The 25,985-nt window shown below is 38.8% G+C and carries 18 protein-coding genes, 7 pseudogenes and 3 other annotated features; all 25 genes and pseudogenes read right to left on the reverse strand.

What is annotated here, in order from left to right; translation table 11 throughout:
* Positions 1–127: 127 nt before the first annotated feature.
* A complete protein-coding gene (glpK, locus tag PROCOU_RS01985) occupies positions 128–1,621 on the reverse strand; it encodes a glycerol kinase GlpK (protein ID WP_036069328.1) in 1,494 nt (497 codons plus the stop codon).
* A gap of 46 nt (positions 1,622–1,667) precedes the next feature.
* Positions 1,668–2,480 carry an MIP/aquaporin family protein gene (locus tag PROCOU_RS01990; protein ID WP_036069329.1) on the reverse strand — a complete coding sequence of 271 codons (813 nt, stop codon included), beginning with the start codon at positions 2,478–2,480 and terminating at the stop codon, positions 1,668–1,670.
* 409 nt (positions 2,481–2,889) lie between these two features.
* Positions 2,890–3,181, reverse strand: a pseudogene (gene rpmA, locus PROCOU_RS01995) (50S ribosomal protein L27).
* 14 nt (positions 3,182–3,195) lie between these two features.
* Positions 3,196–3,516 (reverse strand): ribosomal-processing cysteine protease Prp, encoded by a 321-nt coding sequence (locus PROCOU_RS02000; RefSeq protein ID WP_036069330.1) that lies wholly within the window; start codon positions 3,514–3,516, stop codon positions 3,196–3,198.
* A gap of 21 nt (positions 3,517–3,537) precedes the next feature.
* Positions 3,538–3,846, reverse strand: coding sequence for a 50S ribosomal protein L21 (gene rplU, locus PROCOU_RS02005; protein ID WP_036069332.1), 309 nt, complete (start codon positions 3,844–3,846; stop codon positions 3,538–3,540).
* Between the two features lie 12 nt (positions 3,847–3,858).
* Positions 3,859–3,936: a sequence feature (ribosomal protein L21 leader region), on the reverse strand.
* Positions 3,937–3,994: 58 nt separating this feature from the next.
* Entirely contained in the window at positions 3,995–5,977 is a 1,983-nt protein-coding gene (locus PROCOU_RS02010) for a ribonuclease E/G (protein ID WP_051994097.1), read from the reverse strand.
* 88 nt (positions 5,978–6,065) lie between these two features.
* Positions 6,066–6,866 carry a septum site-determining protein MinD gene (minD, locus tag PROCOU_RS02015; protein ID WP_036069334.1) on the reverse strand — a complete coding sequence of 267 codons (801 nt, stop codon included), beginning with the start codon at positions 6,864–6,866 and terminating at the stop codon, positions 6,066–6,068.
* 2 nt (positions 6,867–6,868) lie between these two features.
* Positions 6,869–7,546: a septum site-determining protein MinC gene (minC, locus tag PROCOU_RS02020; RefSeq protein ID WP_036069336.1), complete on the reverse strand. Its 678-nt coding sequence runs from the start codon at positions 7,544–7,546 to the stop codon at positions 6,869–6,871.
* A gap of 135 nt (positions 7,547–7,681) precedes the next feature.
* Positions 7,682–8,206 carry a rod shape-determining protein MreD gene (gene mreD / locus PROCOU_RS02025; RefSeq protein ID WP_036069337.1) on the reverse strand — a complete coding sequence of 175 codons (525 nt, stop codon included), beginning with the start codon at positions 8,204–8,206 and terminating at the stop codon, positions 7,682–7,684.
* Positions 8,206–9,071 (reverse strand): annotated as a pseudogene (mreC, locus tag PROCOU_RS02030) (rod shape-determining protein MreC). Before mreC ends, mreD begins: the two are co-directional and overlap by 1 nt.
* 83 nt (positions 9,072–9,154) lie before the next feature.
* On the reverse strand, positions 9,155–10,168 hold the full coding sequence (locus PROCOU_RS02035; RefSeq protein WP_036069338.1) for a rod shape-determining protein: 1,014 nt from the start codon (positions 10,166–10,168) through the stop codon (positions 9,155–9,157).
* 240 nt (positions 10,169–10,408) lie between these two features.
* Positions 10,409–11,084 (reverse strand): annotated as a pseudogene (radC, locus tag PROCOU_RS02040) (RadC family protein).
* A gap of 127 nt (positions 11,085–11,211) precedes the next feature.
* Positions 11,212–11,529, reverse strand: a complete 318-nt coding sequence (locus PROCOU_RS19190; protein WP_077913289.1) for a prepilin peptidase — start codon at positions 11,527–11,529, stop codon at positions 11,212–11,214.
* The gene (locus PROCOU_RS19195; RefSeq protein WP_077913290.1) at positions 11,520–11,849 is read right to left on the reverse strand and encodes a prepilin peptidase; all 330 of its coding nucleotides are present in this window, start codon (positions 11,847–11,849) and stop codon (positions 11,520–11,522) included. Before PROCOU_RS19195 ends, PROCOU_RS19190 begins: the two co-directional genes overlap by 10 nt.
* Before the next feature lie 238 nt (positions 11,850–12,087).
* Positions 12,088–13,372: pseudogene (locus PROCOU_RS02045) on the reverse strand (bifunctional folylpolyglutamate synthase/dihydrofolate synthase).
* A gap of 73 nt (positions 13,373–13,445) precedes the next feature.
* Positions 13,446–16,089: pseudogene (locus PROCOU_RS02050) on the reverse strand (valine--tRNA ligase).
* Positions 16,090–16,145: 56 nt separating this feature from the next.
* Positions 16,146–16,366: a binding site (T-box leader), on the reverse strand.
* A 43-nt stretch (positions 16,367–16,409) separates the two neighbouring features.
* Positions 16,410–17,696 (reverse strand): glutamate-1-semialdehyde 2,1-aminomutase, encoded by a 1,287-nt coding sequence (hemL, locus tag PROCOU_RS02055; RefSeq protein ID WP_036069339.1) that lies wholly within the window; start codon positions 17,694–17,696, stop codon positions 16,410–16,412.
* On the reverse strand, positions 17,697–18,677 hold the full coding sequence (gene hemB / locus PROCOU_RS02060; RefSeq protein ID WP_036069341.1) for a porphobilinogen synthase: 981 nt from the start codon (positions 18,675–18,677) through the stop codon (positions 17,697–17,699).
* A gap of 2 nt (positions 18,678–18,679) precedes the next feature.
* Positions 18,680–19,387: a uroporphyrinogen-III synthase gene (locus PROCOU_RS02065; RefSeq protein ID WP_036069343.1), complete on the reverse strand. Its 708-nt coding sequence runs from the start codon at positions 19,385–19,387 to the stop codon at positions 18,680–18,682.
* Positions 19,380–20,311: pseudogene (gene hemC / locus PROCOU_RS02070) on the reverse strand (hydroxymethylbilane synthase). Before hemC ends, PROCOU_RS02065 begins: the two are co-directional and overlap by 8 nt.
* Positions 20,308–21,615, reverse strand: coding sequence for a glutamyl-tRNA reductase (hemA, locus tag PROCOU_RS02075; protein WP_036069345.1), 1,308 nt, complete (start codon positions 21,613–21,615; stop codon positions 20,308–20,310). Before hemA ends, hemC begins: the two are co-directional and overlap by 4 nt.
* A 92-nt stretch (positions 21,616–21,707) precedes the next feature.
* Positions 21,708–22,292, reverse strand: a complete 585-nt coding sequence (gene yihA / locus PROCOU_RS02080; RefSeq protein WP_036069347.1) for a ribosome biogenesis GTP-binding protein YihA/YsxC — start codon at positions 22,290–22,292, stop codon at positions 21,708–21,710.
* Positions 22,293–22,391: 99 nt separating this feature from the next.
* A complete protein-coding gene (thrS, locus tag PROCOU_RS02085) occupies positions 22,392–24,314 on the reverse strand; it encodes a threonine--tRNA ligase (RefSeq protein ID WP_036069350.1) in 1,923 nt (640 codons plus the stop codon).
* A gap of 97 nt (positions 24,315–24,411) precedes the next feature.
* Positions 24,412–24,646: a binding site (T-box leader), on the reverse strand.
* A 58-nt stretch (positions 24,647–24,704) separates the two neighbouring features.
* On the reverse strand, positions 24,705–25,628 hold the full coding sequence (gene dnaI, locus PROCOU_RS02090) for a primosomal protein DnaI (RefSeq protein WP_036069369.1): 924 nt from the start codon (positions 25,626–25,628) through the stop codon (positions 24,705–24,707).
* A 9-nt stretch (positions 25,629–25,637) separates the two neighbouring features.
* Positions 25,638–25,985: pseudogene (locus tag PROCOU_RS02095) on the reverse strand (replication initiation and membrane attachment family protein); the annotation flags it as partial.

Consider the following 25,985-nt stretch of genomic DNA (forward strand, 5'->3'; position numbering starts at 1 on the left):
CAGCTTTGTTGTGGTTCTTAAGAAGCGTAGTTCGCTGATTTAGAACCTCAATATGCATGAGAACAAAGTGAGCATGTAATCCATGCGTTACATCATGTAAAGCGCTATCTAACACTTACAGCTTTTCTTATTTAAACGCTTGTGCTGCTTTTACAGCTTTCTTCCAACCGCCGTATAATGTAGTGCGCTCTTCTTCTTTCATCTTCACTTCAAATTCCTTATCTAGCTTCCAATGTTTTTTAATCTCAGTCTTGTCTTTCCAAACGCCCACAGCGAGGCCTGCTAAGAACGCGGCACCGAGTACAGTTGTTTCACGATTTTCTGGACGCTCAACTGGTACATCCAAAATATCTGCTTGGAATTGCATCAAGAAATCATTAGCACAAGCTCCGCCATCCACGTGCAGTACTTTCAGCTCAATACCAGAATCTTTTTCCATCGCATCTAGCACATCTTTTGTTTGGTACGCCAATGATTCTAATGTCGCGCGAATGAATTGCTCTTTTTCTGTTCCACGGGTCAAGCCAAATACCGCACCACGAACATCAGAATCCCAATATGGCGCACCCAAACCAACGAATGCAGGCACTACATAAACACCGTCAGACGACTCAATTCGAGATGCGTAATTTTCCGAATCACCTGAATGACGTAGCATCCGCATGCCATCACGCAGCCATTGAATCGCCGAACCCGCAACGAAAATACTGCCTTCTAATGCATATTCTACTTTCCCATCAAGCCCCCACGCCAGCGTTGTCAACAACCCCGTATCCGACTTAACTGCCTTGTCACCCGTGTTCATTAACAAGAAGCAACCTGTACCATACGTATTTTTAGCCTCGCCTTTTTCAAAGCAACCTTGTCCAAATAATGCCGCTTGTTGGTCACCAGCAATTCCAGCAACCGGAACCTCTTCGCCAAAGAAGTGATATGGTACCGTTGTGCCATAAACTTCCGAAGATTGACGAACTTCTGGGAGCATAGCTTTTGGAATATTCAACATCTTAAGCAACTCATCGTCCCACTGCAAATCATAAATATTATACAGCAAAGTCCGCGAAGCATTCGAATAATCCGTCACATGCGCATTACCACCAGTTAATTTCCAAACCAACCACGTATCAATCGTTCCGAATAACAGCTCACCATTCTCTGCACGTTCTTGCGCACCATCCACATGATCTAAAATCCAACGAGCTTTCGTCCCTGCAAAATAGGCATCAATCAACAATCCTGTTTTGTCACGAACGATATCATTGTAACCGTCCTCTTTTAGTTGATTACAAATATCGGCCGTTTGACGAGACTGCCAAACAATCGCATTATAAACCGGATTTCCTGTTTCCTTATCCCAGACAACCGTTGTTTCACGCTGATTCGTAATCCCGATACCAGCGATTTCCTTCGATGAAATATTCGTTTTCAGTAACACACCCGCGATAACCGCTAAAATCGATGCCCAGATTTCATTCGCATTATGCTCCACCCAACCTGGCTTTGGAAATATCTGCTCAAATTCTTTCTGCTCCACACCGATAATTTCGCCCGTTTCATCCACTATCATCGCTCTTGAACTCGTAGTACCTTGATCTAATGCTAAAATATATTTCTTCTCCATCTAAAATTCCCCCTTCAAAATAAGTATGTCATTTTTTCTAATTTTGTCACGCTTTTTGCTTTTTATCAAGTTGCATAGTGAAAAGTAAAATAACAAGGAAAACTGCTACAAATACCCACAGCCAAATCCCGAAGTCTTCATTAACAATCGCATTATAACCAAGTCCACCAAGCGCACCGCCAACAACCGGCCCTAACACAGGAACCCAAGAATATTTCCAATCAGAATCACCTTTCCCAGCAATAGGCCAAACAAAATGCGCAATCCGAGGTCCGAGGTCACGGGCTGGATTAATCGCATACCCCGTTGTCCCACCAAGCGACATCCCAATCACCACGATAAGTCCACCAACAACTAGTGGATTCAAGCCATCAGAGAAACTATTGGCACCAATCGAAAGCAATCCAAAAATTAAAATGAACGTCCCTAACGCCTCACCGAAAAAATTTGATGTATAATGACGTATCGCTGGTGCCGTGGAGAACACCCCTAATTTTGTAGGTTTATCCTCTGTTTTTGCCCAATGTGGATAATAATGAAGCCAAACAAGCGTCGCACCAATAAATGCACCAATAAATTGCGCAGATATGTATGGAATGACATCTGCCCAAGGAAATTTACCTGCTAGAGCCATTGCAACTGTAACCGCTGGATTCAAATGCGCCAAACTCATGTAACCAGACACATAGACACCCATTGTAACCGCTAATCCCCAAGCTAAAGTGATGACAACCCAACCACCAGCCTCAGCTTTTGATCCTTTCAGTGAAACGCCAGCAACTACGCCTCCACCAAATAAAACTAGGATCATTGTACCCAATAACTCTCCTAAAAACTGTGTCCCAATACTCGTGTCCATTTATTCCCACTCCTTTTGGTTTTTTGGTCTAGACGCCACAACATAACGCGCCCCTTGTTACTTATCGACCGCAAACCTGTCTTCATTTATTTCAAAAAAAGAATGACAACCAAAACTAAGCACCGCATAAAAGCAGACTTATAGACGTTTTGATTGTCATCTCTTCTCCTGACAAAATATTAACTTAAAGCCATTAAACCATATCAAGAAAACGCTGTCAACACATTCGCCCCGTAAGATTGTTTGTGCTTTATTGCACTTGTCTATGGACTATACCCTAAGAAATTGGACACGTAAACATAGTTTTTCAAAAAAGATAGTAAAAATATCGTTTTGACAGCTAAGTCAACTCTTTATGCCAATAACTACAAATAAAAAACTCCCTCAAAAAAGGGAGCTCTTAAAATTCTTATGCTTCTTGTGCTACTGGATAGACACTAACTTTTTTTCTTGTCGCGACCCATACGCTCAAAACGTACAATGCCGTCCGCTTTAGCGAAAAGAGTATCATCGCCACCGCGTCCAACGTTAGTTCCAGGATAAATCTTTGTTCCACGTTGACGGTAAAGGATAGACCCACCAGTCACGAATTGGCCATCAGCGCGTTTAGCACCTAAGCGTTTCGACTCGGAGTCACGTCCATTGGATGTAGAACCACCGCCTTTTTTATGGGCAAAATGTTGAATATCAAATTTTAACATGAAAATTCCACCTCCTACTTTTTGGAGTTAATCATAATATAATCAGGATAGCTATACGCTAAAGATATCAATTGATGCTCCATGCCTTCCAGCAATATTTGAACAGCATCATCAGCTTCTATGTTCTCAGGAACGGAATAGTAAAGATAACCATCATCTTCTTCCATCACAGGTTCGACTCCCATTCTTTCACTAATCGCATTTACCATACCAAAAGCAATCGATGTAGCTCCTGCACATACCAAATCTGCACCTTGTTCGGCAAAATTAGCATGTCCATCCATCTCAAAAGCAACGACTCGTTCCTCATGCCGAATAAAATCTACATGAATCATACGTATCATCCCCTTTACAAATTAAGCGTTGATTGCATCAATCGTTAATTTCGTATAAGGTTGACGATGACCTTGTTTTTTGTGATAGTTCTTTTTAGGCTTATATTTGAAAACAGTCAATTTCTTAGCGCGACCTTGTTTTTCAACTTTTGCTGTAACTGTTGCACCGTCCACGAATGGAGCTCCAACTTTAACAGCGTCACCACCAACAAAAATAACCTTGTCAAATGTCACCACATCACCAACTTCACCTGCTAATTTCTCAACATAGATCTCTTGGCCTGCTTCAACTTTAACTTGTTTTCCACCTGTTTCAATAATTGCGTACATACTTGCACCTCCTCATATACTTAGACTCGCCATCATGAGGGGATTGTCAAAAACAATACTTAGCCCTATTCTGAGCGGTTGTAGCATGGTGCGCTACAAACATAACATTAGAATAATACCATATAAAGAAAGCCTATGTCAATAACTATCATTCATGTTCGACTTGTGAAATTCGATAAAACGGGCGTACTTCATCCGTAATCATCCAATCGATATCACCATCAAACCTAATTTCATCCAAAAAGGCATCCATCACATCCATTGTTACAGTCACAGCCACATAAGATGGATCACTTGCAAAAACCCCCCTAAGTTCCCGTTCCATTTGATAAATAAGTGTCTGAGCAGAAGAAACATATCCGTTTCCATTACATGTTGGGCAAGCACATTGCATCTCCTCAAGAAGCGATTTCTGCCGTTTGCGTCGTGTCAACTGCATCAAACCATTCTCTGAAAGTCCTTCTACCCGAACAGTCGTCGTATCCTTCTTTGCTACTTCCAGCATTTGTTCTCGTAGCTTATCCAACTGCTCTCGGTTCATGCCCCCAATAAAATCAATTAAAATAAAACCGCTCATATTTCGCAATTTCATTTGGCGACCAATTTCTTCAATCACAGATGAATTTATTTCAAATGCCACCTCATTCATGCTTTTTTTCGATTTGTAATTAGCAGAATTAACGTCGACTACCCACATAGCTTCTGTCTTTTCAATCACAATAGAAGCACCATTCTTTAAAAAAACTGTTGGACGAAACAATCGATTAACAGCAACCTCTAAATTATACTCCGAGAAAATTCCTCCTTTTCCGCGAAAATAGGCTACGTTAGTAAAAGTTTCTCCTAATTCTTGATAAAGCCTTACATCGTCGCAAATAATTTCTGTATCTGCATCCACAAACGGCTTGTTTCGCAATATCGAAGGAATACTGACCGTAACTTCATGAATTTTACGGCTTGTTCCCTTAGCTTGTGCTATGATTGCTTCCATTTCACGCCTAGCTTTCAAAATATCCTCTTTAATTTGATCAATCTTCGTATCAACCGCAACTGAACGCAGAATTACTCCCTCATTATCTAGTAACAAGGGTGATATATGTTGTTGAAGTCTGACTTTATCACTTTCTTCTATCTTTCTAGAAATGGCTAAAAAAGCTCGTCCATAGCTGTATACGACTGATCCAGACGATATCTCAATCACTCCAGTCAATAGCGGGGCTTTTGTTGTATTTCCTTCTCGCTTCACCTGAACCATCAATTTTAGCCCCTCATGTATTTGGTAACTATCTGGAATATCTTGAAGATGAATAAAAGCATTTTCCTTGATACCAATATTCACAAATGCAGCATTAATTTTCCTATTTATTTTCGTAATCGTGCCTAAATAGATATCCGAAACTTGAGGCTCAGCAGATGGTCTTATAATATCTAATCCTACCAACAACTTCTCCTCCAAAAAGGCGATTCTTTTTTCTTTGCCCACAGCGTTTATAATAATTTTCAATGCCATGCCTCCCAGGCGCAATATTTTTTTTATGTTCCGATACCATACTGCTATAGATGTCCTAGATACGTCATATTTGTCTGCTAGCGTCTGTTGATCAAAATTCTTTAGCTCTACATATTTATTTACAATAATTGCATATTCCGCAGCACCAACAATTGATTTATAATTGATATTTCTTTTGAATGTATTTGGGTATGTTGCAAAAAGGTTTTGTAATAAAGCCTGTATTTCGGTAGCAATTTTAGTCCCATAGCCCCCCATTGCTAATCGGGTGTATGCCAAAACCTCTGTCTCATCAAATGTCATTGGTTTACTATTTAGCATAGGTTCTTCCATCGAAGTACTAATTGCTTTCTCCCAAGCTAATATTTCATTTTTCTTAACGCGATAGGAAATCGCCAAAATCTCTATGAATTTTTGCCTATCCAACGGTGTTAGAAACATGTAATTGGTCGTTGCAACAACAGCCCTTATCTCATCCTCTGATAACGATTCAGCATAGGTTAATACATGGCTAATAATTTCAAGACTTGCCTGTTTCTCTTGTTTTTCAACCGGCAGCGGATTACTACCACTATACTTTTCCATAATATAATTCACATTCGCAGCTTTCCGTTTATCCATAAAACTTCCTCCTGTAGAAAAAAAGCTGGTTATTAAGTGAGATACGTTAGCACCTTCATTAATAAATCCAACTTTTATTTATGCCTCATCAATTATTTCCAAATAAAGTCTTTAACCGACTGAAAAAGCCTTGTCTTTGCTCATCAATGGACATCAATGGAATAGACTCACCCAATAATCTACGTGCAATATTCCGATATCCAATACTCGCCTTATTACTTGCCTGCATTGACACAGGTTCACCACTGTTAGAAGAGCGAATAACCTCATCATCGTCTATGATAATCCCAATTAACTCAATAGATAAATGCGTGGTAATCTCATCAATATCCATCACATCACCATTTCGCATCATCTGTGTTCTGATACGATTAATAATCAATTTAGGAGCTTCAATATCCTCTTGCTCTAACAAACCAATGATTCTATCTGCATCACGCACCGCTGATATCTCTGGTGTCGTTACTACTATTGCTCGATCCGCACCTGCAACAGCATTCTTATACCCTTGTTCAATCCCCGCTGGACAATCAATAAGAATAAAGTCATAATCTGGCTTCATCTGAGCAATCAGCTCTTTCATTTGTTGACCAGTTACCGCACTTTTATCTGTGGTTTGTGCTGCTGGTAAAAGAAATAGCAAATCCTCAAATCGCTTATCTTTAATGACTGCTTGGTGTAATTTGCAACGCCCTTCCACTACATCTACAAGATCATAAATAATCCGGTTTTCCAACCCTAAAACAACATCTAGATTTCGAAGTCCGATATCCATATCGACTAAGCACACTTTCTTGCCCTGTAATGCAAGCGCTGTACCAAGGTTAGCTGTCGTAGTCGTCTTACCAACGCCGCCTTTGCCCGAAGTTATAACTATAGCCTCACCCATGATTATTGTCCTCCTTGAAAATTAGAGATTTCTGGTCTAATTTTTCTTAAAATATGCAAGCTATCAATCGCCAGCTCACCTTTATCATCAATATATGCGGTAAGAATATTCTCTTCCACTCGATCTTTGTTCTCTTCACTGTCAAAACCATGAATTTCACCAGCAATTCTAATTTGCGATGGATACTGAAATTTCCCAGTCACTACTGCCTTAGAATTGCCATCAAAACCGGCGTGAATAATTCCCTTTACATTTCCGAGAATGAAAATATTACCTGTCGCACGGATAGAACCACCCGGATTAACATCACCAACAAGTAATAAATCGCCAGGAACATTAATTATTTGACCAGAACGAACGACTGTTGCGAGTGAAAAAATCTGTTCCTCCTCTTTCCATTTTTTCGCGTCTTGCTTACTCATCACATTACTAGTAAATCCGCTAACTTCCATGGCGCTATTTTCCTCAATAATAGCCATAATACTTCTTTCCTCATCTTCTGTAAAAAGGCGATTCCCTATATGTACTTGAACAGCCAACTTCTGATCCCGAGATACTATTTTTTGCTGATCCTTAAGGTGTTGCGTTAACCCTTCTTCCAGTTCGACAATACTTGCTGTATCACTTAAAAAAATGCTAATACCGTCTTTCGTCCCTTTTATTCGGACATATTTTTTCAACTTACCCTCACCTCACAGCTCCTATAATTTAGTATACATCCAGATTCAAAAGATATCCCTTTATAGCAATAAAACTATATCAATCTGTACGCTTATTAAAAAGCGTACAGATTGATATAGGTTTCCCATCCTAACCTATCTCCCACCATTTCTTTCCAGCTTAAACAGAAAATTTCTAAACGGGAAATATATAACCAGAAAGAATGCCAGGTTTAATAAAATCGTAGTCCACAGACGTTGATCAACAAAGGTAGCAAAAACCATATCAGTTCCACCAATAAGAACGTAAAAACCGTATACTAGACACTCGGTTAGTATCACATTAAAAACTGCAACCAAACCTACTAACATAATGTTGCTTTGCAAGACCTTCATAAATTTATCCGTCAGATATACAACTAGGGGGAAAATAGCAAAATAAATACCTAAAATCCCAGTGTAATAAATGTCAAATACAATTCCAAGTATAAATGCGTATATTAATGTAACATTTCTGTTATAAAATGTCGCCATCAAAACGAGCATTACGATAAGAAAATGCGGGATGAAAACTCGTTGCTCGCCAAAGAATGACTGGCTAAACAACATACTAGACACGCCTTCTAAAATAAAAACCGCGATTGCAATAAGTGGCATTACAACTACTTTTCTCATATTCATCAGGATCCAGTTCCTTCCGAATCATCACCATCCAATGTACGTTTCAATACAATGACATGACTTAAATCGTATAAGTCGGCACCTGGCTTCACTAGCGCAGTCTGAGACAATCCCATCTTATCAGTTTCCACTTTTTCAATTGTTCCGATAAAAATATCCGATGGGAAAATTCCGCCTAAGCCGGACGTAACTACCTTCTCACCTTTAGTGAACTTCTGATCTACAGGTAATTGTTTCATTTCTAATAACCGTTGCTCTGCATCATAGCCATTAATAATCCCATACGCCGATGATTTTCCTTGTACTATAGCAGAAATTCTGTTTCTATCATCTGTGGAACTAAGTAATTTCACAGTAGAAGACTTTGCACCAGTCTTTGTGACTTTCCCAATCATCCCCTCAGGAGTACGGACTGCCATATTAGGTTTCACGCCATCGACAGAACCCTTATCAATCTGAACTTGTGTGTTCCAATTATCGGGATTCCTAGAAATAACTGTGGCGTTGATTGGTTCATAATCACTAAGATCAGCTTCAATATCTAATGATTTTTTTAACGCTGCATTTTCTTTCGTTAAATCTGATACTTTACTTTCAAGTTGCGCCAATTCTTCTAAACGTTTTTTTTTAGGTGCTCATTTTCTGTATATGTGTTCTTTAAGTCTTTTGCACTATCAAAAAAACTTGCAACAAAGCCAGCTGGTTTAGAGACAATATTTTCTCCAAACCCCGCAACATCTTTCACAAATTGCTCTGGCCAAGAAGCTTTACTTTTTCCACTCAGTGAATATCCTACCAAAGCCACTAAAACAATAATGGATATCAACAAGATAATTAAACGTTTATTTAAGAAAAACTGTGGCATAATGAACACCTCGTCTCGTCAATCCTCTTCTTTTACAACTATGCAATAGGCTCCACAAATCCACCAAAAATTGCTGATCTATATCAGCCCATTTTTTTCTTTTTGTATAAATCCATATTTTCTAGTGATTTTCCTGTTCCAATTGCAACACAATCAAGTGGATTTTCAGCAATAATAACTGGCATTTTCGTCTCCTCAGCAATCACCGAATCTAAATTACGAAGAAGTGCTCCACCACCAGTCAAAACAATCCCTTTATCCATAATATCCGCAGAAAGTTCGGGTGGAGTGTTCTCCAATGTGCTCTTGACAGCATCGATGATAGAAGCTACTGTATCTGCTAATGCCTCACTTATCTCCTCAGGCGAGATTTCAATTGTTTTTGGTAGACCAGTCACTAAATCACGACCGCGAATACTAAACGATTCTAGACCTAAGTTAAGTGAATCAGCCGAGCCAATCTCCATTTTTATTGTTTCAGCAGTACGATCACCAATTAATAGATTATATTTTTTACGTATAAAATTAATAATGGCATCATCCATGTCATCTCCTGCAGTCCGCTCTGAACGACTAGTCACGATACCACCAAGTGAAATAACAGCAACCTCTGTAGTTCCTCCGCCGATATCTACAACCATACTACCAGTTGGATCCCATACAGGAAGACCCGCACCAATCGCTGCTGCAAACGGCTCTTCAATTGTGTATGCTTCTTTAGCACCGGCTTGGCGTGTAGCATCAGTAACAGCACGTTTTTCAACGCCAGTGATACCTGATGGAACACAAATCATAACACGTGGTTTACTAGCACTTGCACCTTTACTAGCTTTTTGAATGTAGTATTTCATCATCGCTGCTGTTGTATCATAATCAGCAATAACACCGTCTTTCATTGGTCGAATTGCCACAATATTCCCCGGTGTTCTACCAATCATATTCTTCGCTTCGCTACCAACTGCGACAATTTCTTGCGTATCTTTCTTCATTGCTACAACAGATGGTTCTCTTAAAACAATACTTTTACCCTTCATGTATACTAAAGTGTTTGCAGTCCCTAAGTCGATTCCAATATCTTTATTTCCAAATCCAAACATTTATTAATCTCCTTTTCTCTTCTTAATTATCACTTTGTTCATGATTGCTGTCTCTCTATTAACTTTAAATAGTTCTTAAATTCCCAGCCCCAAAGTATTGTCTTTTAATAATCAGGTATGCTGATATCCCTTGATGTTTTATGTAAAAACAGATACACATAAACAACCATCTTATTATAACATAACTAAGAAGAACAGACATTAATTTTTAATGAGATACTTGAAATATTTATCTTTTCTTTAAAAATAACCCTCTTGCTTTAGACTTATGAATGTATTATTACCGATAATGATATGGTCTATTAGCGGAATTCCAAGCAAGTCCCCCGCTTTTTTTAGTCGTTTGGTCACAGTAATATCTTGTGTTGAAGGAGTTGCGTCTCCTGATGGGTGATTATGAAAACACATAACACTTGCAGAAGAATATTTCATCGCTTGTTTGAAGATTTCTCTTGGGTGGACAACACTACTATTCAAACTACCAATAAATATAGTTTCTCGGTGAACTAATTTATTTCTCGTACTTAAAAAAACGCAGTGAAAATGCTCTTGTGATAATAAGCTCATTTCTTGCATAACTAAATCTGCCCCATCCTGTGGTCCACGGATAACAGGACAAGTACTTACCTTCTGGGCACCTAGACGTTTACTAATCTCAATTGCTGCTAACATTTTTGCGGCTTTTGCAAGGCCTATTCCATTAATTTCTGTCAATTCTTGCAATGTGATTTCTCTCATGTCTGCTATTTCTGAATACTTCGCTACTACTCTATTGGCCAAGTCTACGACCGACTCCTTTCTACTACCTGTTTCAAGAATGATTGCAAATAATTCAATATTAGATAGGCTTGATACCCCTTTTTTTTTGGAGTCGCTCTCTCGGCTTCTCAGTGTTAGACATTTCTCTTATAAACATTTTGCTTTTCCACCTTTCATTGACGTAAAAAAAAAATTTCCAGAAAAAATCATTTGCTATTGGACAACATAAAAAACCAAATAGTATAAACGGAACAAAGGGTATTCGATTCATCATTATCCCCCTTTTAAAAACAGATACTACACTCATTGAGAGTGCTCCTGAGAATACCGCAACAATAAATATAAATATCACCTCTTTCAAACTTAGAAAAAAAACAAAGTAATATTAATAATTTTATATCACCGAAACCAAATCCTTTTTTGACGCACAAGTAAAGGCCTATAAATATAACCGCTCCGGCCATTAATTGATACATTTGTTGCAAAAGAGTGGAAACATCTGTATATCCATAGTACACAGTAAAAGAAATAAGATATAGGGAAAGTATTGAATTGGGTATATAGAGATAAAACATATCACTTACGAACAGAATTAGTAACAATGAAAAGATAAAAAATGTATAGATAAAAAAGGATCTTCGAAATTATACAGCTTATACAAAATACATACAAATAATGGTGCTAATACCTCCACAGCAAGGTAACTCCAACTCATAGGTTTATTACAGCAACTTGTTCTACCTTTAAGAAAAATAAATGAGACAATGGGTAGCATGTGTACTCCTGACAATTTTTCACCACAATAATCACACTTTGAAGATACTCTGAGTAAAAATGGCTTCCGAGGAGGGTAATTTACTCCTATTACGTGTGAAAAGGACGCAAGGACTGTGCTATACGCAGATAAAATAATGTAAATCATGACACACCTCCAACTTCTTGGATATAAATGTAGCACGATAATATTTTATTGTCATATGGTCAAAAAACTTTTTTTCATAATAAAAAGCCTCTAAAAAGTAAATTACTCCTAGAGCAAAATAGATTATTACAAGAAAAAAAAGTATCTTAAAATACTTATCTATATATTTTACTTTTAGTATAAATAAATTTAAACTAACAAAAAAAGACCCTTCGAACAGAGCCTTTTTTTTCCGAGTTTAGTATTTTAATAATTTTTTTCTAACCTCTGAAATAAAATAAAGTGAACCAGTGACAAGAATAACTTCCTCTTTTTCGGCTTTGATCCAGTTTCTTAATATACCCTCCCAATTTTCAACAGAAGCAATGTTATTAGTATTTGCAATTTGATTTATTTCCTCTATGGTTAGAGATCTGGGGTAATCAAAAGTAGTTATAACAATCTCCACGTCTTCTATTCGTTTTAATAAGTCAATCATTTCTACAAAAGATTTATCTCTCATTGCTGTAAAAAGTACTTTTACAGGAGCTCCTCTAAACTTTATAGCCGAATTCACCAGCACCTGCATTCCCTCCAGATTGTGGGCACCGTCCAAAAAAACTAATGGTAAATTATTTACCTGCTCCATACGTCCAGGCCACTCAGCTAGCTTCACGCCCTGTTTTATAGCATCTTCTGTAATTGCAAATCCGCTTTCCAGCAAAAGTTCTGATGTTTTTATTGCAACCGCAGCATTATTCAACTGATGGTCACCTATCAACCCAACCTCTATACCTCTTATTTCTTGAGTCGACGTTCGATAGTTAAACATTTCATTCGCTTGTTTTTGCACAAAGAAATGAGTACTCAATTGATATAAATCCGACTGGAAAGATATAGATTTCCCCTTATACATCGCACGAATTTCAGGCTGTAGCACACCACTGACGACTGGAATGTGCTTTTTTAAAAATACCAGCCTTTTCTTTGGCTATGCTTTGAAGTGAATCACCTAGAAATTCCATATGATCCATACCTATAGTGGTCACTACAGAAATCAGAGGAGTAATGACATTAGTTGAATCAAGCCTACCGCCAAGGCCAACTTCGACAAGCCCAATATCAATGTTGTCATACTCAGCAAAATATAGAAACATCATTACCGTAATTATTTCAAATTCAGAAGGATGCCCAAATTCTGTTTTATCAAGTTCGTCAGCCAAAGGTTTTATTCTATTGCACAGCTTGACAATCATTTCATCAGCAATCGGAATGCCATCGACACTAATCCGCTCATTAAATATTTCAATATACGGTGAAGTGAATGTTCCAACCCTGTATCCAGATTGTTCTAAAATATTACGCAAGAAAGTTAATGTTGACCCTTTCCCATTTGTTCCAGCAATATGTACCCATTTATTTTTGTTTTCAGGGTGATCTAACTTGGCTAACATCCATTCCATCCTCATGAGACCAGGTTTTATTCCCATGCGCAAAGTTCCATGAATCCATTGTAGTGCATCAGTATAGTTATGAAAACTCATACGTATCCTCCTTATTTAATAAAAATCAGACCCTCTGCTTGATTGGTTGCACAGAAGGTCTGAAATAGTTCATTTAGTTGTTTTTTAATGAATTAATTCTTTCTTCGACCAGTAATCTTTTCTCCATGTAGTCTTTTTCCTTTGCTCTCTCTTCTTCAATGATATTTTCTGGCGCTTTTGCCATGAATTTTTCATTAGATAATTTACCTTGCACTCGCGATACTTCTTTTTTCCATTTTGATAATTCTTTTTCTAGACGTGCAATTTCTTCTTCAATATTGATAAGGCCTTCTAGTGGCAAATATATTTCTGCTCCAGAAACTACGGCTGTCATCGCTGTTTTTGATGGTTCTATATCAAAAGAAATTGTTATAGTTTCAGGATTACAGAAGCGTTCAATATAAGAGATATTCCTCTCTAAAATAGCCTTATGTGTATCTGTTTTTGGTTTTAATTGTAGCTTGATTTGTTTGCTTAGCGGTGTATTTACCTCTGCTCGAATATTACGAACAGCTCGAATCACTTCTACTAGCAACTTCATTGAATCCGAAGCATCCTTATCAATTTGTTCTTGCTTTACTTTTGGCCAAGAAGCAATGGTAATAGATGTTCCTTTATGAGGTAAGTTTTGCCAAATCTCCTCAGTTACAAATGGCATAAATGGATGTAGCAATCGCATAGTATTATCTAAAACATAAGCTAGAACAGATTTTGTAGTATGCTTCGCTGTTATGTCATCTCCATATAAGGATATTTTTGCAATTTCAATATACCAATCACAAAATTCATCCCAAATGAAATTATAAAGTGTGCGACCCACTTCGCCAAATTCATATTTTTCAGCTAGATTTGTTACCGTCTCAATTGTCTCATTAAGTCGAGTTAGAATCCATTTATCACTTACTTCTGTCACATTATCTAAATCAATGGCTTCATATTTCATGCCTTCCATGTTCATTAATGCAAAACGTGAAGCATTCCAAATCTTATTAATAAAGTTCCATGTAGACTCTACTTTTTCAAAACTAAACTTTAAATCTTGTCCTGGTGCAGTTCCAGTAGATAGGGTATAGCGTAGTGAATCAGCGCCATACTTCTCAACTACTTCTATTGGATCGACACCATTTCCAAGTGATTTAGACATTTTCTTGCCGTCAGCATCCCTAACTAGACCATGTATCAAGGTATCTTTAAACGGTCTCGTATCTACAAATTCTACTGATTGAAAAATCATTCGAGATACCCAGAAAAAGATAATATCATACCCTGTTACAAGCGTGCTCGTAGGGAAAAATTTCTGAAAATCACTATTCTCCTCATTTGGCCATCCCATTGTGGAAAAAGGCCATAGCGCAGAGCTAAACCATGTATCAAGTACATCTTCATCTTGACTCCAATTCTCGATATCCTTAGGTGCTTCTTCGCCAACATAAAGTTCACCTGTTTCGTTGTGATACCATGCTGGGATTCTATGTCCCCACCATAGTTGACGAGAAATACACCAATCATGAATATTTTCCATCCATGACAAGTATGTTTTCTCAAAGCGATCAGGGATGAAGTTTACCTTTGAATCAGGGTTTTCTTGTAATTTAACAGCCTGTTCCGCTAGGGGCTGCATCTTTACAAACCATTGCATTGATAAATATGGTTCCACAACAGCTCCCGTACGCTCTGAATGACCAACAGAATGCAGGTGTGGCTCTTGTTTTATGAACAAACCTAGCTCTTTAAAATCTTCCACAATCGCTTTTCTTGCTTCAAAACGATCCATTCCATTATATTTGCCAGATGCTTCATTCATCGTCGCATCTTCATTCATTACAATAACTCGCGGTAAGTCATGGCGATTACCAACTTCAAAATCATTTGGATCATGGGCAGGTGTGATTTTTACAACGCCTGAACCGAACTCGCGCTCCACATAATCATCTGCAACAATTGGGATTTCTCTTCCAATTATAGGCAGTGTAATTGTTTTTCCAATAAACGCTTGATAACGCTCATCCTTAGGGTGAACAGCAACAGCTGTATCTCCTGGAATCGTTTCAGGCCTTGTCGTCGCAACCTCAAGGAAACCTGAGCCATCTGTTAGCGGATACTTCAAATGATAAAATTGGCCTTCTACATCTTGATGAATAACTTCAATATCTGATAATGCCGTCTTGGCAACTGGATCCCAATTGATAATGTACTGTCCACGATAAATCAGTTTTTTTTTCATACAGCGAAACAAATACCTTTTTTACAGCATCAGATAAGCCTTCGTCAAGAGTAAAACGTTCTCTGGAATAATCTAACCCCAAACCAATCTTTTTCCATTGTTCTCTAATAAAACCTGCATACTCTTCTTTCCAATCCCACGCTTTGGAGATGAATTTTTCACGACCTAAATCATAACGTGAGATATCACTTTCACGTAGCTTAGCTTCTACCTTAGCTTGAGTAGCTATGCCTGCGTGGTCCATTCCTGGTAAATAAAGCGTGTCAAAACCTTGCATTCGCTTCATGCGAGTTAAGATATCTTGCAGCGTAGTATCCCAAGCGTGTCCTAAATGCAACTTTCCCGTTACATTTGGAGGTGGAATGACTACTGAATACGCTGGCTTGTCATTTTTTCCGTCTGCTTTAAAAAATTCTTGTTCAACCCACCAGTCGTATCTGTTTTTTTCAATATCTTGCGGGTTATACTTTGTTGGCATATTTAATTCAGTCATTACTTTTCCTCCTACAATTTAAATTCTTTTTTAGCACAAAAAAACTCCTCTCATCCATAAAGGACGAAAAGAGTATTTTCCGCGGTACCACCTTTTTACCGTACGAAAAGACGGCACTTTATTCATTTAACGAGAGAAAGTTTCCCGATATTCCCTACTACCTTTTCAGGAATACTGCTCAGAGGCTACGTTCAAATACTTTTCTTAGAGACTTACACCAGCCGCCTCCTCTCTTCAAAAGAAAAAATAATTTACTCTTCCTCATCTTTGCATTTACGAATATTAGATTGGAATCATTGTAACAAATAAAGCATGAATCGTCAACGTAATGCTCTCATAGATGCCTCTATTGCTTCTAATGTTTTTTCAATTTCTACATCCGTATGTTCGGTGGAAATGAATAACCCTTCATACTGAGATGGAGGTAGAAAAATACCATTGTTGAGCATTTCTCGATAGTAGTTAGAGAAATAGGTTAAATTTGATGTTTTTGCTGTATCATAATTAATGACTTTCTGATCTGTGAAGAAGAAGCCAAACATCGAACCAGCACGGTTAATAGCAATCGGAACTTCGTATTGCTTAGATAACACAACTAGGCCTTCTTCAAGCTTGTCAATCAATGCTCTAAAATTGTCATAGTGATGTGGTGTTAACTGTTTCAGCGTCGCGTAGCCAGCATTCATCGCTACCGGATTTCCAGATAACGTTCCCGCTTGATAGATAGAACCTGCTGGAGCAATGTGCTCCATAATTTCTTTTTTCCCACCGTAAGCGCCGACTGGAAGCCCGCCACCAATTACTTTTCCAAGACATGTGATATCTGGTGTGACAACATACAGACCTTGTGCACTATAGAAATCGACTCGAAATCCTGTCATGACTTCATCGAAAATAAGTAGACTTTCATATTTGGTTGTTATATCGCGCAAACCTTCTAGGAAACCCTCAATCGGCGGTACGACACCCATATTACCTGCTACAGGCTCGACAATAACAGCAGCAATTTCTGCACCGTATTTTTCAAAAACGAATTTTACGCTTTCTAAATCATTATATGGAACAGCAATCGTGTCTGCAGCAAGTCCCGGAGTTACACCTGGTGAATCTGGCAAACCAAGTGTTGCGACACCTGAGCCGGCTTTTATTAACAATGAATCTCCATGACCGTGATAACTTCCTTCGAATTTAACAATTTTATTTCTCTTAGTGTATCCTCTTGCCAATCGAATAGCACTCATGGTTGCTTCTGTACCAGAGGATACCATGCGTACCATTTCAACAGATGGGACGCGCTCCACGACAAGTTTTGCGAGCTCTGTTTCAATTTCGGTTGGTGTTCCAAAACTTGTTCCTTTCAGTACTGCATCTGTAACCGCTTTGACGACATGATCATTTGCATGGCCCAATATTAATGGTCCCCATGATAGTACGTAGTCAACGTATTTGTTACCATCAATATCTGTTAAGTAGGCACCTTTTCCATGCTCCATAAAAACAGGATTAGCATTCACCGATTTAAAAGCACGAACTGGACTATTAACACCGCCAGGCAAAACTTTTTCAGCTTCTTTAAAGGCTTTGACTGAATTTGTATATTGATTCATTTAAGCATCTCCTTTTAAATAACGGGCAACATCTTTAGCGAAATAAGTGATAATCAGACTTACACCCGCGCGCTTCATACTCGTTAGCATTTCCATAACGATTCGTTGTTCATCAATCCAACCATTCGCACTTGCTGCCTTTACCATTGCATACTCACCGCTTACATTATAGGCCACAACGGGAAGATTTGTCCGATCTCGTACATCCCGGACAATATCCAAATAAGAAAGCGCTGGCTTGACAATCAAGAAATCAGCCCCCTCTTGCTCGTCGCTTTGCGCCTCACGTAGCGCCTCAAGTCTGTTTGCTGGATCCATCTGGTACGTTTTACGGTCGCCAAATTGAGGAGCACTATTAGCCGCATCGCGAAACGGCCCATAAAAAGCAGAAGCATACTTCACTGCATACGACATGATTGGAATATGTTGATAGCCAGCTTCGTCTAAGCCATCACGAATAACTTTTACAAAGCCATCCATCATATTAGATGGTGCAATGATATCAGCCCCTGCTTCCGCTTGACTAAGTGCTGTTATTTTAAGTAACGCTAGTGATTTATCGTTTTGTACTTCTCCATTTTCAATAACACCGCAATGTCCATGATCTGTGAATTCACAAAGACACGTATCCGCAATAACAAGCATTTCAGGGGCTATATTTTTCACTAGTCGGGTGGCTTCTTGGACGATACCATGCGAATGATATGCGCCTGTACCAATATCATCTTTGTCATTTGGAAGACCAAATAAGATAATTGCCTTTATACCAAGCTTTATGAGTTCAGCGACTTCTTCTTCCAATTCATGTAAAGGAAATTGAAAAACACCTGGCATAGAGGTCACTTCTGTTTTCGTATTATTACCTTCCTTGACAAAAATAGGATAAATTAAATCATCAGTTTGTAGTACTGTTTCGCGAACAAGGTCACGCATTGCGGCACTGCTCCTTAACCGACGATGTCTATCAAAACTTTGGTTCATAGTTATAGTTCTCCTTTAATTAGAATTTCGCATACTTCGCGCATCGTGTAATTTGTTGGTGCGTATGTCACTGCAAAGTCAGACGACTCGATTGCCCTTGTTGTAACAGGGCCAATGGATGCAATTTTTAGTTTAGCAATATCGCCTGTGTAACTTTTCAAAAAATGATGCCACGCCGATGGACTTGCAAATACTGCAATATCAATCGGTCTAGATTTCATAACTCTTTGCAGTTGTTCCTTAGCCCTTTCTGGAAAAACTGTCTCGTAAATGACACACGATGTCACTAGGTGTCCAGCATTCTTAAATTGCCGCTCTATTTCATCTCGTGCAATATTACTTTTCGGGATAAAGATTTGTTGCTGATTTAAATCGAGCGCTAACCACTCATCAATAAAAATATCTGTTGTAAATCGCGTAGGCTGAAAATCTGGATTATATTGGTTTGATGCAAGCATTTCAGCGGTTTTTTCACCAATGACCGCTATTTTAACATGGCTAGGAATTACCGCCTGCTGCTCAAAGAAATAGCACACCGTATTCGCGCTCGTGAAGACAATCCAATCGTATTCTCCTAGAGCCATTTGGCACTTACATGACCTAGTCTTAATCATTGGAACAACAGAGACTTGAAACCCCGCACGCTCTAAATAAATTTGCGATACTTCATTTTTCCCATCCTCACGCGTTAATAAAATATGTTTAGACATTGTCTCTTAATCCTTGAATAATCTCTTTTGCACCTAATTTAATGAGTTTCTCTGCCACGATTAAACCTAGCTCTTTTGGGTCTTCGCCTTGCTCAGTTATTTGATAAAAGGTTTTGCCATTAACGGAGCTAACAAGGCCTTTCAATTCTATACAGCCATCTTTCGTAGTCGCATATCCAGCGATTGGGATTTCACACCCTCCATCTAATGCTTTTAGAAGTGTACGTTCCGCTTCAACTGCTCGACTCGTTTCGGTATCTTGTAATAGCGATAGCATGTCTCTTACAAACGGATCATCTTCCCGGCATTCAATTGCAAGCGCCCCTTGACCAACAGCAGGAAGGCATACGGATACATCTAAGAAAGTATACTCTTGCTCCAATTTATCAAGCCAATCCATGCGTTTCAAGCCCGCGACAGCTAAAACAATAGCATCAAAGTCTTCTTCTCGTAATTTTCTAAGTCTAGTATCGATATTCCCTCGAATGGGCTTAATCATTAAATCTGGGCGAATGTGCAATAGTTGGGCAGCTCGTCGCAAGCTGCTCGTCCCAACAACTGCTCCCTCTGCTAGCTCGTCCAAACTTCTTTGTTCTTTAAAAATAAGGCAGTCTAATGGGTTCTCACGTTTAGGAATCGCTCCAATCACCAGACCTTCTGCCAACGTTGACGGGACATCCTTCATGCTATGTACAGCAAAGTCAATCCGCTTTTCGGCCAATGCATCCTCTACTTCCGATACAAAAAGACCTTTGCCACCAACTTTGCTTAATGTGACATCCAGTATTCGATCGCCTTTTGTCACAATTTCCTCAATTTCAAAGCTTGCATCAGGAAATTCTTTTTGAAGTTTGGCAATTACCCATTTTGTCTGTGTTAAGGCAAGCTGCTACGCCTTGAACCAACAATAATTTTTCGAGTCATGCTCGTTCACCCACTTTTTCTTTTGTTATTTCTTTATTCTCTGTTTTTTGAAGGTCAAATATATGTTGAAAAACCTCAATATCATGAGCCGCATCAGGGGTTGTAGCCATCTCTTTTAACTCTGAAATTGGATGTTTCAATAACTGATTAATAATGCTCTTCATATGCTTACCAATGATAACTTGTTCGCGATCAGTTAAATTTGGTAATTTATTGGAAAGACTTTGCATTGTTTCTGCCTGTAATCCCAATGCTTTTTCGCGTAAATCTTTAATAATCGGAACAACACCAAGCTGCTTTTGCCATTCATAAAATTGAATACAGGCCTCCTCAATCTGTTTTTCAATTTGTATTACCATCGCTTGTCGTTGCTGTGTATTTTCTTGAATAACATCACCTAAGTCATCGATGTCAAACAAAGTCACATTGGGAACATCTGCACATGTTGCTTCAACGTTACGCGGCAAAGCAATATCAACAATGATAAGTGGGTTCTCGCGTTCTGCCATAGCATCAGATACCATGTTTTTCGTGATAATTGGTTTCGTTGCTGAGGTGGACGTAATCAAGATTTCTGCGCGTTTCAATTGTTGATCCAAGGACTCAAAACCACACCAATGCACGCCCAATTTTTCTGCTATATTTTCCGCTCGTTCGCTCGTTCTGTTTAATAATGTCACATTCGAAATTTTGGCTCCAAGCATATTTTGAATAGCTAGTACGCCCATTTTGCCAGCACCAACAATAACTGTCTTTTTATCTGCCACAGTTGGAGATACTTTCTTTAGAACTTCTACCGCCGCGTAGCTAATTGATACGGCATTTTCATTGATTTTCATCGTATGATGGATATTTTTTGCAAAATGAACAGAATCTCGGAATAGCTGGTTTAAAATAGTTCCAGTGGTTCTATTATTTTGTGCGCTAGTAAAGGCGTCTTTCACTTGACCAAGAATCTGTGTCTCACCAAGAATCAAAGAATCTAAGCCACTTGTTACACGATACAGATGCTTCACAGCTTCCTCTTCTTCAAAAAACAACAAATAAGGCTCCAAAATTTGCATATCCATTTGGAACCAATTCGCCAAAAATCGTTTCATATAGTATCTGCCTGTATGGATTTGATCCACGACAGCAAAAATTTCTGTACGATTACATGTTGAAATAATAACATTTTCTAAAATGCTTTTTTCTCGTTGCAAGGAAACCAATGCCATCTCCTCTTCTTCTGGATTGAAAGCTAACCGTTCTCGTATTTCAATCGGCGCGCTTGTATGATTTAGACCGACAGAGAGAATGTGCATCAATAAGCCCCCTTTATATTAATAAATTCAAGCTTCATTCTAACACTTTTTAAAATAGCCGCCAACTTGTGCGCTTGTGAATAATCAAAAAATTATTTCATAAATCCTTCTATTAATTCCCAAGCCTCTTCTTTGCCCATTTTTGTTTCAGATGAAAACATCACGAAGCCGTCTTCTGGATCGAAATCCAAAGCTTCCTTGACGATTTTCATATTTTTATGCCACTTGCTACGCGGAATTTTATCTGCTTTTGTCGCGATGACGATAGCAGGTATCTGGTAATATTTCAAAAATTCATACATGTTTCGATCATCTTCGGTCGGCTTATGACGCAAATCAACAATCTGAATAACAGCTTTTAATGGCGTTCTACTCGTCATATACGTCTCAATCATCTCGCCCCACTTTTGGCGTTCTTTTTTAGAAACTTTAGCGAAACCGTAACCTGGAACATCAACAAAGAAAAACGAGTCCTCAATTTTATAAAAGTTCAATGTTTGTGTTTTTCCAGGTTTTTGTGAGATTCGAGCCATGCTTTTACGACGAATCATCGTATTGATGAAAGAGGACTTCCCAACATTTGAACGGCCCGCGAGCGCAAACTCTGGCAAACCGCCTTCTGGGTACTGCTCTTTCCAAACAGCGCTTATTACAAGTTCTACATTATTTATATTCATAATTTCCACCTTTATCTAAAATGATCTTTTTTAAGTATAACGGAATTACGTCAATTAAGCAAAAAGGCTCTCCACAGATGGGAGAACCTTGCTTAGAAATTATAATTGTGATACTTCTGCTTGTACGCGTGCAATGAATTCATCTAGTGGTAAAGTTTCTGAGTCTTTCTCACCATATTTACGTACATTGACTGCGTTGCTTTCCACTTCTTGATCTCCAATAACAAGTGCATACGGGATTTTCTTTGTTTGGGCTTCACGTATCTTATATCCTAGTTTTTCATTGCGCTCATCTACCTCTACACGGAAACCAGCATACATGAGCTTATCTTTAAGCGCTTTGCTGTAATCCATATGTGCATCGACGCTGACTGGGATAATTTCCATTTGAATTGGGGCTAACCATGTTGGGAATGCACCTTTATATTCCTCAATCAAGTAAGCTACGAAGCGTTCCATTGTAGATACGACACCACGGTGAATAACGACTGGACGGTGTTTTTCGCCGTCTTCGCCAATATAAGTTAGGTCAAAGCGTTCTGGGAGCAGGAAATCAAGTTGAACAGTAGACAATGTTTCATCTTTGCCAATCGCAGTTTTGACCATGACATCAAGTTTTGGCCCATAAAATGCCGCTTCACCATCTGCTTCATAATATTCTAAGTTCATGTCATCCATTGCATCTTTTAACATGCCTTGCGCTTTTTCCCACATAGCATCATCATCGAAGTATTTCTCAGTGTTTTCTGGGTCACGATAGCTTAGACGGAAACTGTAATCTGTGATGGCGAAATCTTTATATACAGCTAAAATTAGCTCAACTACGCGTTTGAATTCATCTTGTATTTGGTCTGGACGAACAAATACGTGAGCATCATTCAGTGTCATTCCGCGAACTCGTTGAAGGCCAGATAGAGCTCCACTCATTTCATAACGGTGCATCATGCCAAGTTCCGCAATACGGATTGGTAATTCGCGATAACTATGAATATCATTTTTATAAATCATCATGTGATGCGGGCAGTTCATTGGTCGCAGTACGAGTTCCTCATTATCCATTTTCATTGTCGGGAACATATCTTCATGATAGTGATCCCAGTGACCGCTTGTTTTGTAAAGCTCCACATTCGCCATGATTGGAGTATACACATGGTTATATCCTAGACGCTCCTCTTTGTCAACAATGTAACGTTCGATAACGCGACGGATTGTTGCACCCTTTGGAAGCCATAGTGGTAACCCTTGACCAACTTCTTGGCTGTTTGCAAATAACTCGAGCTCTTTACCCAGTTTGCGATGATCGCGCTCTTTCGCCTCTTGTTGCATACGTAAAAATTCTTTCAACCCGTTTTTATCGAAAAAGGCAGTACCGTAGATACGCTGTAACATCTTGTTATTACTATCACCACGCCAGTAAGCTCCGGCTACACTTAGCAATTGGAACACTTGAATTTTACCAGTAGATGGAACATGGACGCCACGACATAAGTCAAAAAATTCGCCTTGTGTATAGATAGTAACTGTTTCATCTGCTGGGATTGCTTCAATAAGCTCTAACTTATAATTGTCGCCGATTGCTTTGAAACGTTTAATAGCTTCCTCACGAGAAACTTCTTCGCGCGTAATCGGTAAATTTTCACGAATGATGTTCTGCATTTCTTTTTCGATTGCTGGGAAAGTTTCTTCACTTATTGCTACTTCTGTATCAACATCATAGTAGAAACCCGAATCGATTGCGGGGCCCACTCCGAAAGTAATACCTGGATACAAACGTTTAAGGGCTTGAGCCAGCAAGTGAGCCGAACTATGTCGCAAAATTTGTAGCGCGTCTTCATGATCTGGAGTCACGATTTCGATTTTTGAATCCTCAAGAATCGGTGTTACTAGGTCAATCAAAGTTCCGTTCACTTTACCTGCTAACGCTTTTTTCTTAAGGCCAGGACTAATAGATGCTGCGATGTCTGCTGTAGAAACGCCAGCCTCAAATTCTTTTACTGCACCATCTGGAAATGTAATTTTCATTTTCTTCGACTCCTTCTTCAAATTTTTAGACGAAACGCGGACTTTTATACGCACATTCTAACTTTTAGGGAACAAAAAAGACCCATCCCAAGCTTGTGCAAGGGACGAGTCTTTCAACACGTGGTTCCACCCAAGATTCAAGAATTCCGAAAAATCCTTCTCTTGTCACAGTTAACGGTGTGATCCGTCTCAAACTACTCTCAAAAACAACTTGATTTCGAATGAAAAGTTCAAAGGGGGTCACTTTATCGGCTAATTAGGAGGGTCTCAGCAATACCTCCTTCTCTGTGAATCAGACACTAATAAAATGTTGTCCTTATCAATACTTGTTTCATCATTATCTGTATAATAAATCGGATTGAACGAAATGTCAAGCTTTACCCTAAAACTCTAATAACGCCGATTTCTGCCGTCTAATTCAATTTCTTGGGATAAATAACGAATTCGTTCCATGATACGGCGCGCTTTCATGCGTTCTTCTGTGCCATTATTCGAAAACATCAAGTGATTTTCTAAGTGCTCCATGCTGTAGTTAGACGAAAAAAATGTTGGAAGCTCTTCTTGCATCCTGAATTGTAAAATTGCTCCAAGTACTTCGTCGCGCGTCCATGTCGTCATTGATTCTGCGCCAATATCATCTAGCATCAAAATATCAGTTTCTTTCGCAAATTGGATTTTTTCGCCGACACTATTGTCTGCAATGGATTGCTTAATTTCACGCATAAATTCAGGTAGATAAACGAGCGTTGTGGAAATTCCTTTTAAGGCAAGATCTTTTGCCATTGCGCCAAGTAAATAAGACTTTCCAGTTCCAAAACTCCCATGAATGTAGAGGCCTTTTTGCATTCCCATGACATCTTTTTTATAAGTACTTAAGAATTCCCCTGCCGCTAAAAATGCTGCACTACGCGATTCGTTATCAATAGTAAAGTCATCTAGCGTTGCCTCCATCACTTGTTTTGGCATATAGAGCGAACGAATGCGTTTTTCTATCGCACGCTGTCTGTCAGCTTGGATCTTCTCTTCAGTTGGATAATATGTGACAGTAATATAATCACCATTCAAACTAAGGCGTGGTGCATATCCTGGCATCAATGTATCTTCTTTATGTTGAAACTTCTGGTGCTCTGTCATAAATTCATAGAGCTTAGATAAGTTCTGATTGATAATTTGTTCGTTTAGCTCTGAATCGTGCTCTTTTAGAAATCGCCTCACCGGCTCGTATGCAAAAACTTGTTGTTTCAAAGCTTCATATTGTTTCTCAAAATCGCGTCCTTGGAAGAGCTGACCGAGCGTTCTTTCAATTTTATCCACCTTCGTCACCTACCTTCTTTCAAGCGTTTTTTTCATTTCTTCTACTTGTTTGTCCAGTGCCGATTTTTCACGAACAGTCATTTCTTTTTCCACTGGCTTCATTTCTTCTTTATCAAACCAATCTGGCAAAATTTCTCTACGCCCAGTCTGACTAAATTTACGATTATTATTTTGATAGCTAGTCGGTGCCTTTTGCTTACCTTCTTCTTGTAGCTTCTTATACTTCTCATGTTCTGCCCATGCCATTTCCATCGCTTCTTTGGCAGTCTGGACTTTTTTTTTTTCGTTTCCAGTGCGCTGCGATAGTCATCATATAGTTTTTAGAAATTTTTCCCGTCTAATCGCAGTAAAACATAT

Origin of the sequence: Listeria rocourtiae FSL F6-920, from assembly GCF_000525975.1 — a bacterium.
Lineage (GTDB): Bacteria > Bacillota > Bacilli > Lactobacillales > Listeriaceae > Listeria_A > Listeria_A rocourtiae.

What these genes read in the sequence shown, in the direction of transcription:
- PROCOU_RS19195 (WP_077913290.1), bottom strand. Translation starts at nt 11,849, where the DNA reads ATGATTTACATTATTTTATCTGCGTATAGCACAGTCCTTGCGTCCTTT.
- hemL (WP_036069339.1), bottom strand. Translation starts at nt 17,696, where the DNA reads ATGAATCAATATACAAATTCAGTCAAAGCCTTTAAAGAAGCTGAAAAA.
- glpK (WP_036069328.1), bottom strand. Translation starts at nt 1,621, where the DNA reads ATGGAGAAGAAATATATTTTAGCATTAGATCAAGGTACTACGAGTTCA.
- mreD (WP_036069337.1), bottom strand. Translation starts at nt 8,206, where the DNA reads ATGAATATGAGAAAAGTAGTTGTAATGCCACTTATTGCAATCGCGGTT.
- hemA (WP_036069345.1), bottom strand. Translation starts at nt 21,615, where the DNA reads ATGCACATTCTCTCTGTCGGTCTAAATCATACAAGCGCGCCGATTGAA.
- PROCOU_RS02000 (WP_036069330.1), bottom strand. Translation starts at nt 3,516, where the DNA reads ATGATTCATGTAGATTTTATTCGGCATGAGGAACGAGTCGTTGCTTTT.
- yihA (WP_036069347.1), bottom strand. Translation starts at nt 22,292, where the DNA reads ATGAATATAAATAATGTAGAACTTGTAATAAGCGCTGTTTGGAAAGAG.
- PROCOU_RS01990 (WP_036069329.1), bottom strand. Translation starts at nt 2,480, where the DNA reads ATGGACACGAGTATTGGGACACAGTTTTTAGGAGAGTTATTGGGTACA.
- hemB (WP_036069341.1), bottom strand. Translation starts at nt 18,677, where the DNA reads ATGAACCAAAGTTTTGATAGACATCGTCGGTTAAGGAGCAGTGCCGCA.
- PROCOU_RS02065 (WP_036069343.1), bottom strand. Translation starts at nt 19,387, where the DNA reads ATGTCTAAACATATTTTATTAACGCGTGAGGATGGGAAAAATGAAGTA.
- PROCOU_RS02010 (WP_051994097.1), bottom strand. Translation starts at nt 5,977, where the DNA reads ATGGATAAACGGAAAGCTGCGAATGTGAATTATATTATGGAAAAGTAT.
- PROCOU_RS02035 (WP_036069338.1), bottom strand. Translation starts at nt 10,168, where the DNA reads ATGTTTGGATTTGGAAATAAAGATATTGGAATCGACTTAGGGACTGCA.
- thrS (WP_036069350.1), bottom strand. Translation starts at nt 24,314, where the DNA reads ATGAAAATTACATTTCCAGATGGTGCAGTAAAAGAATTTGAGGCTGGC.
- rplU (WP_036069332.1), bottom strand. Translation starts at nt 3,846, where the DNA reads ATGTACGCAATTATTGAAACAGGTGGAAAACAAGTTAAAGTTGAAGCA.
- minD (WP_036069334.1), bottom strand. Translation starts at nt 6,866, where the DNA reads ATGGGTGAGGCTATAGTTATAACTTCGGGCAAAGGCGGCGTTGGTAAG.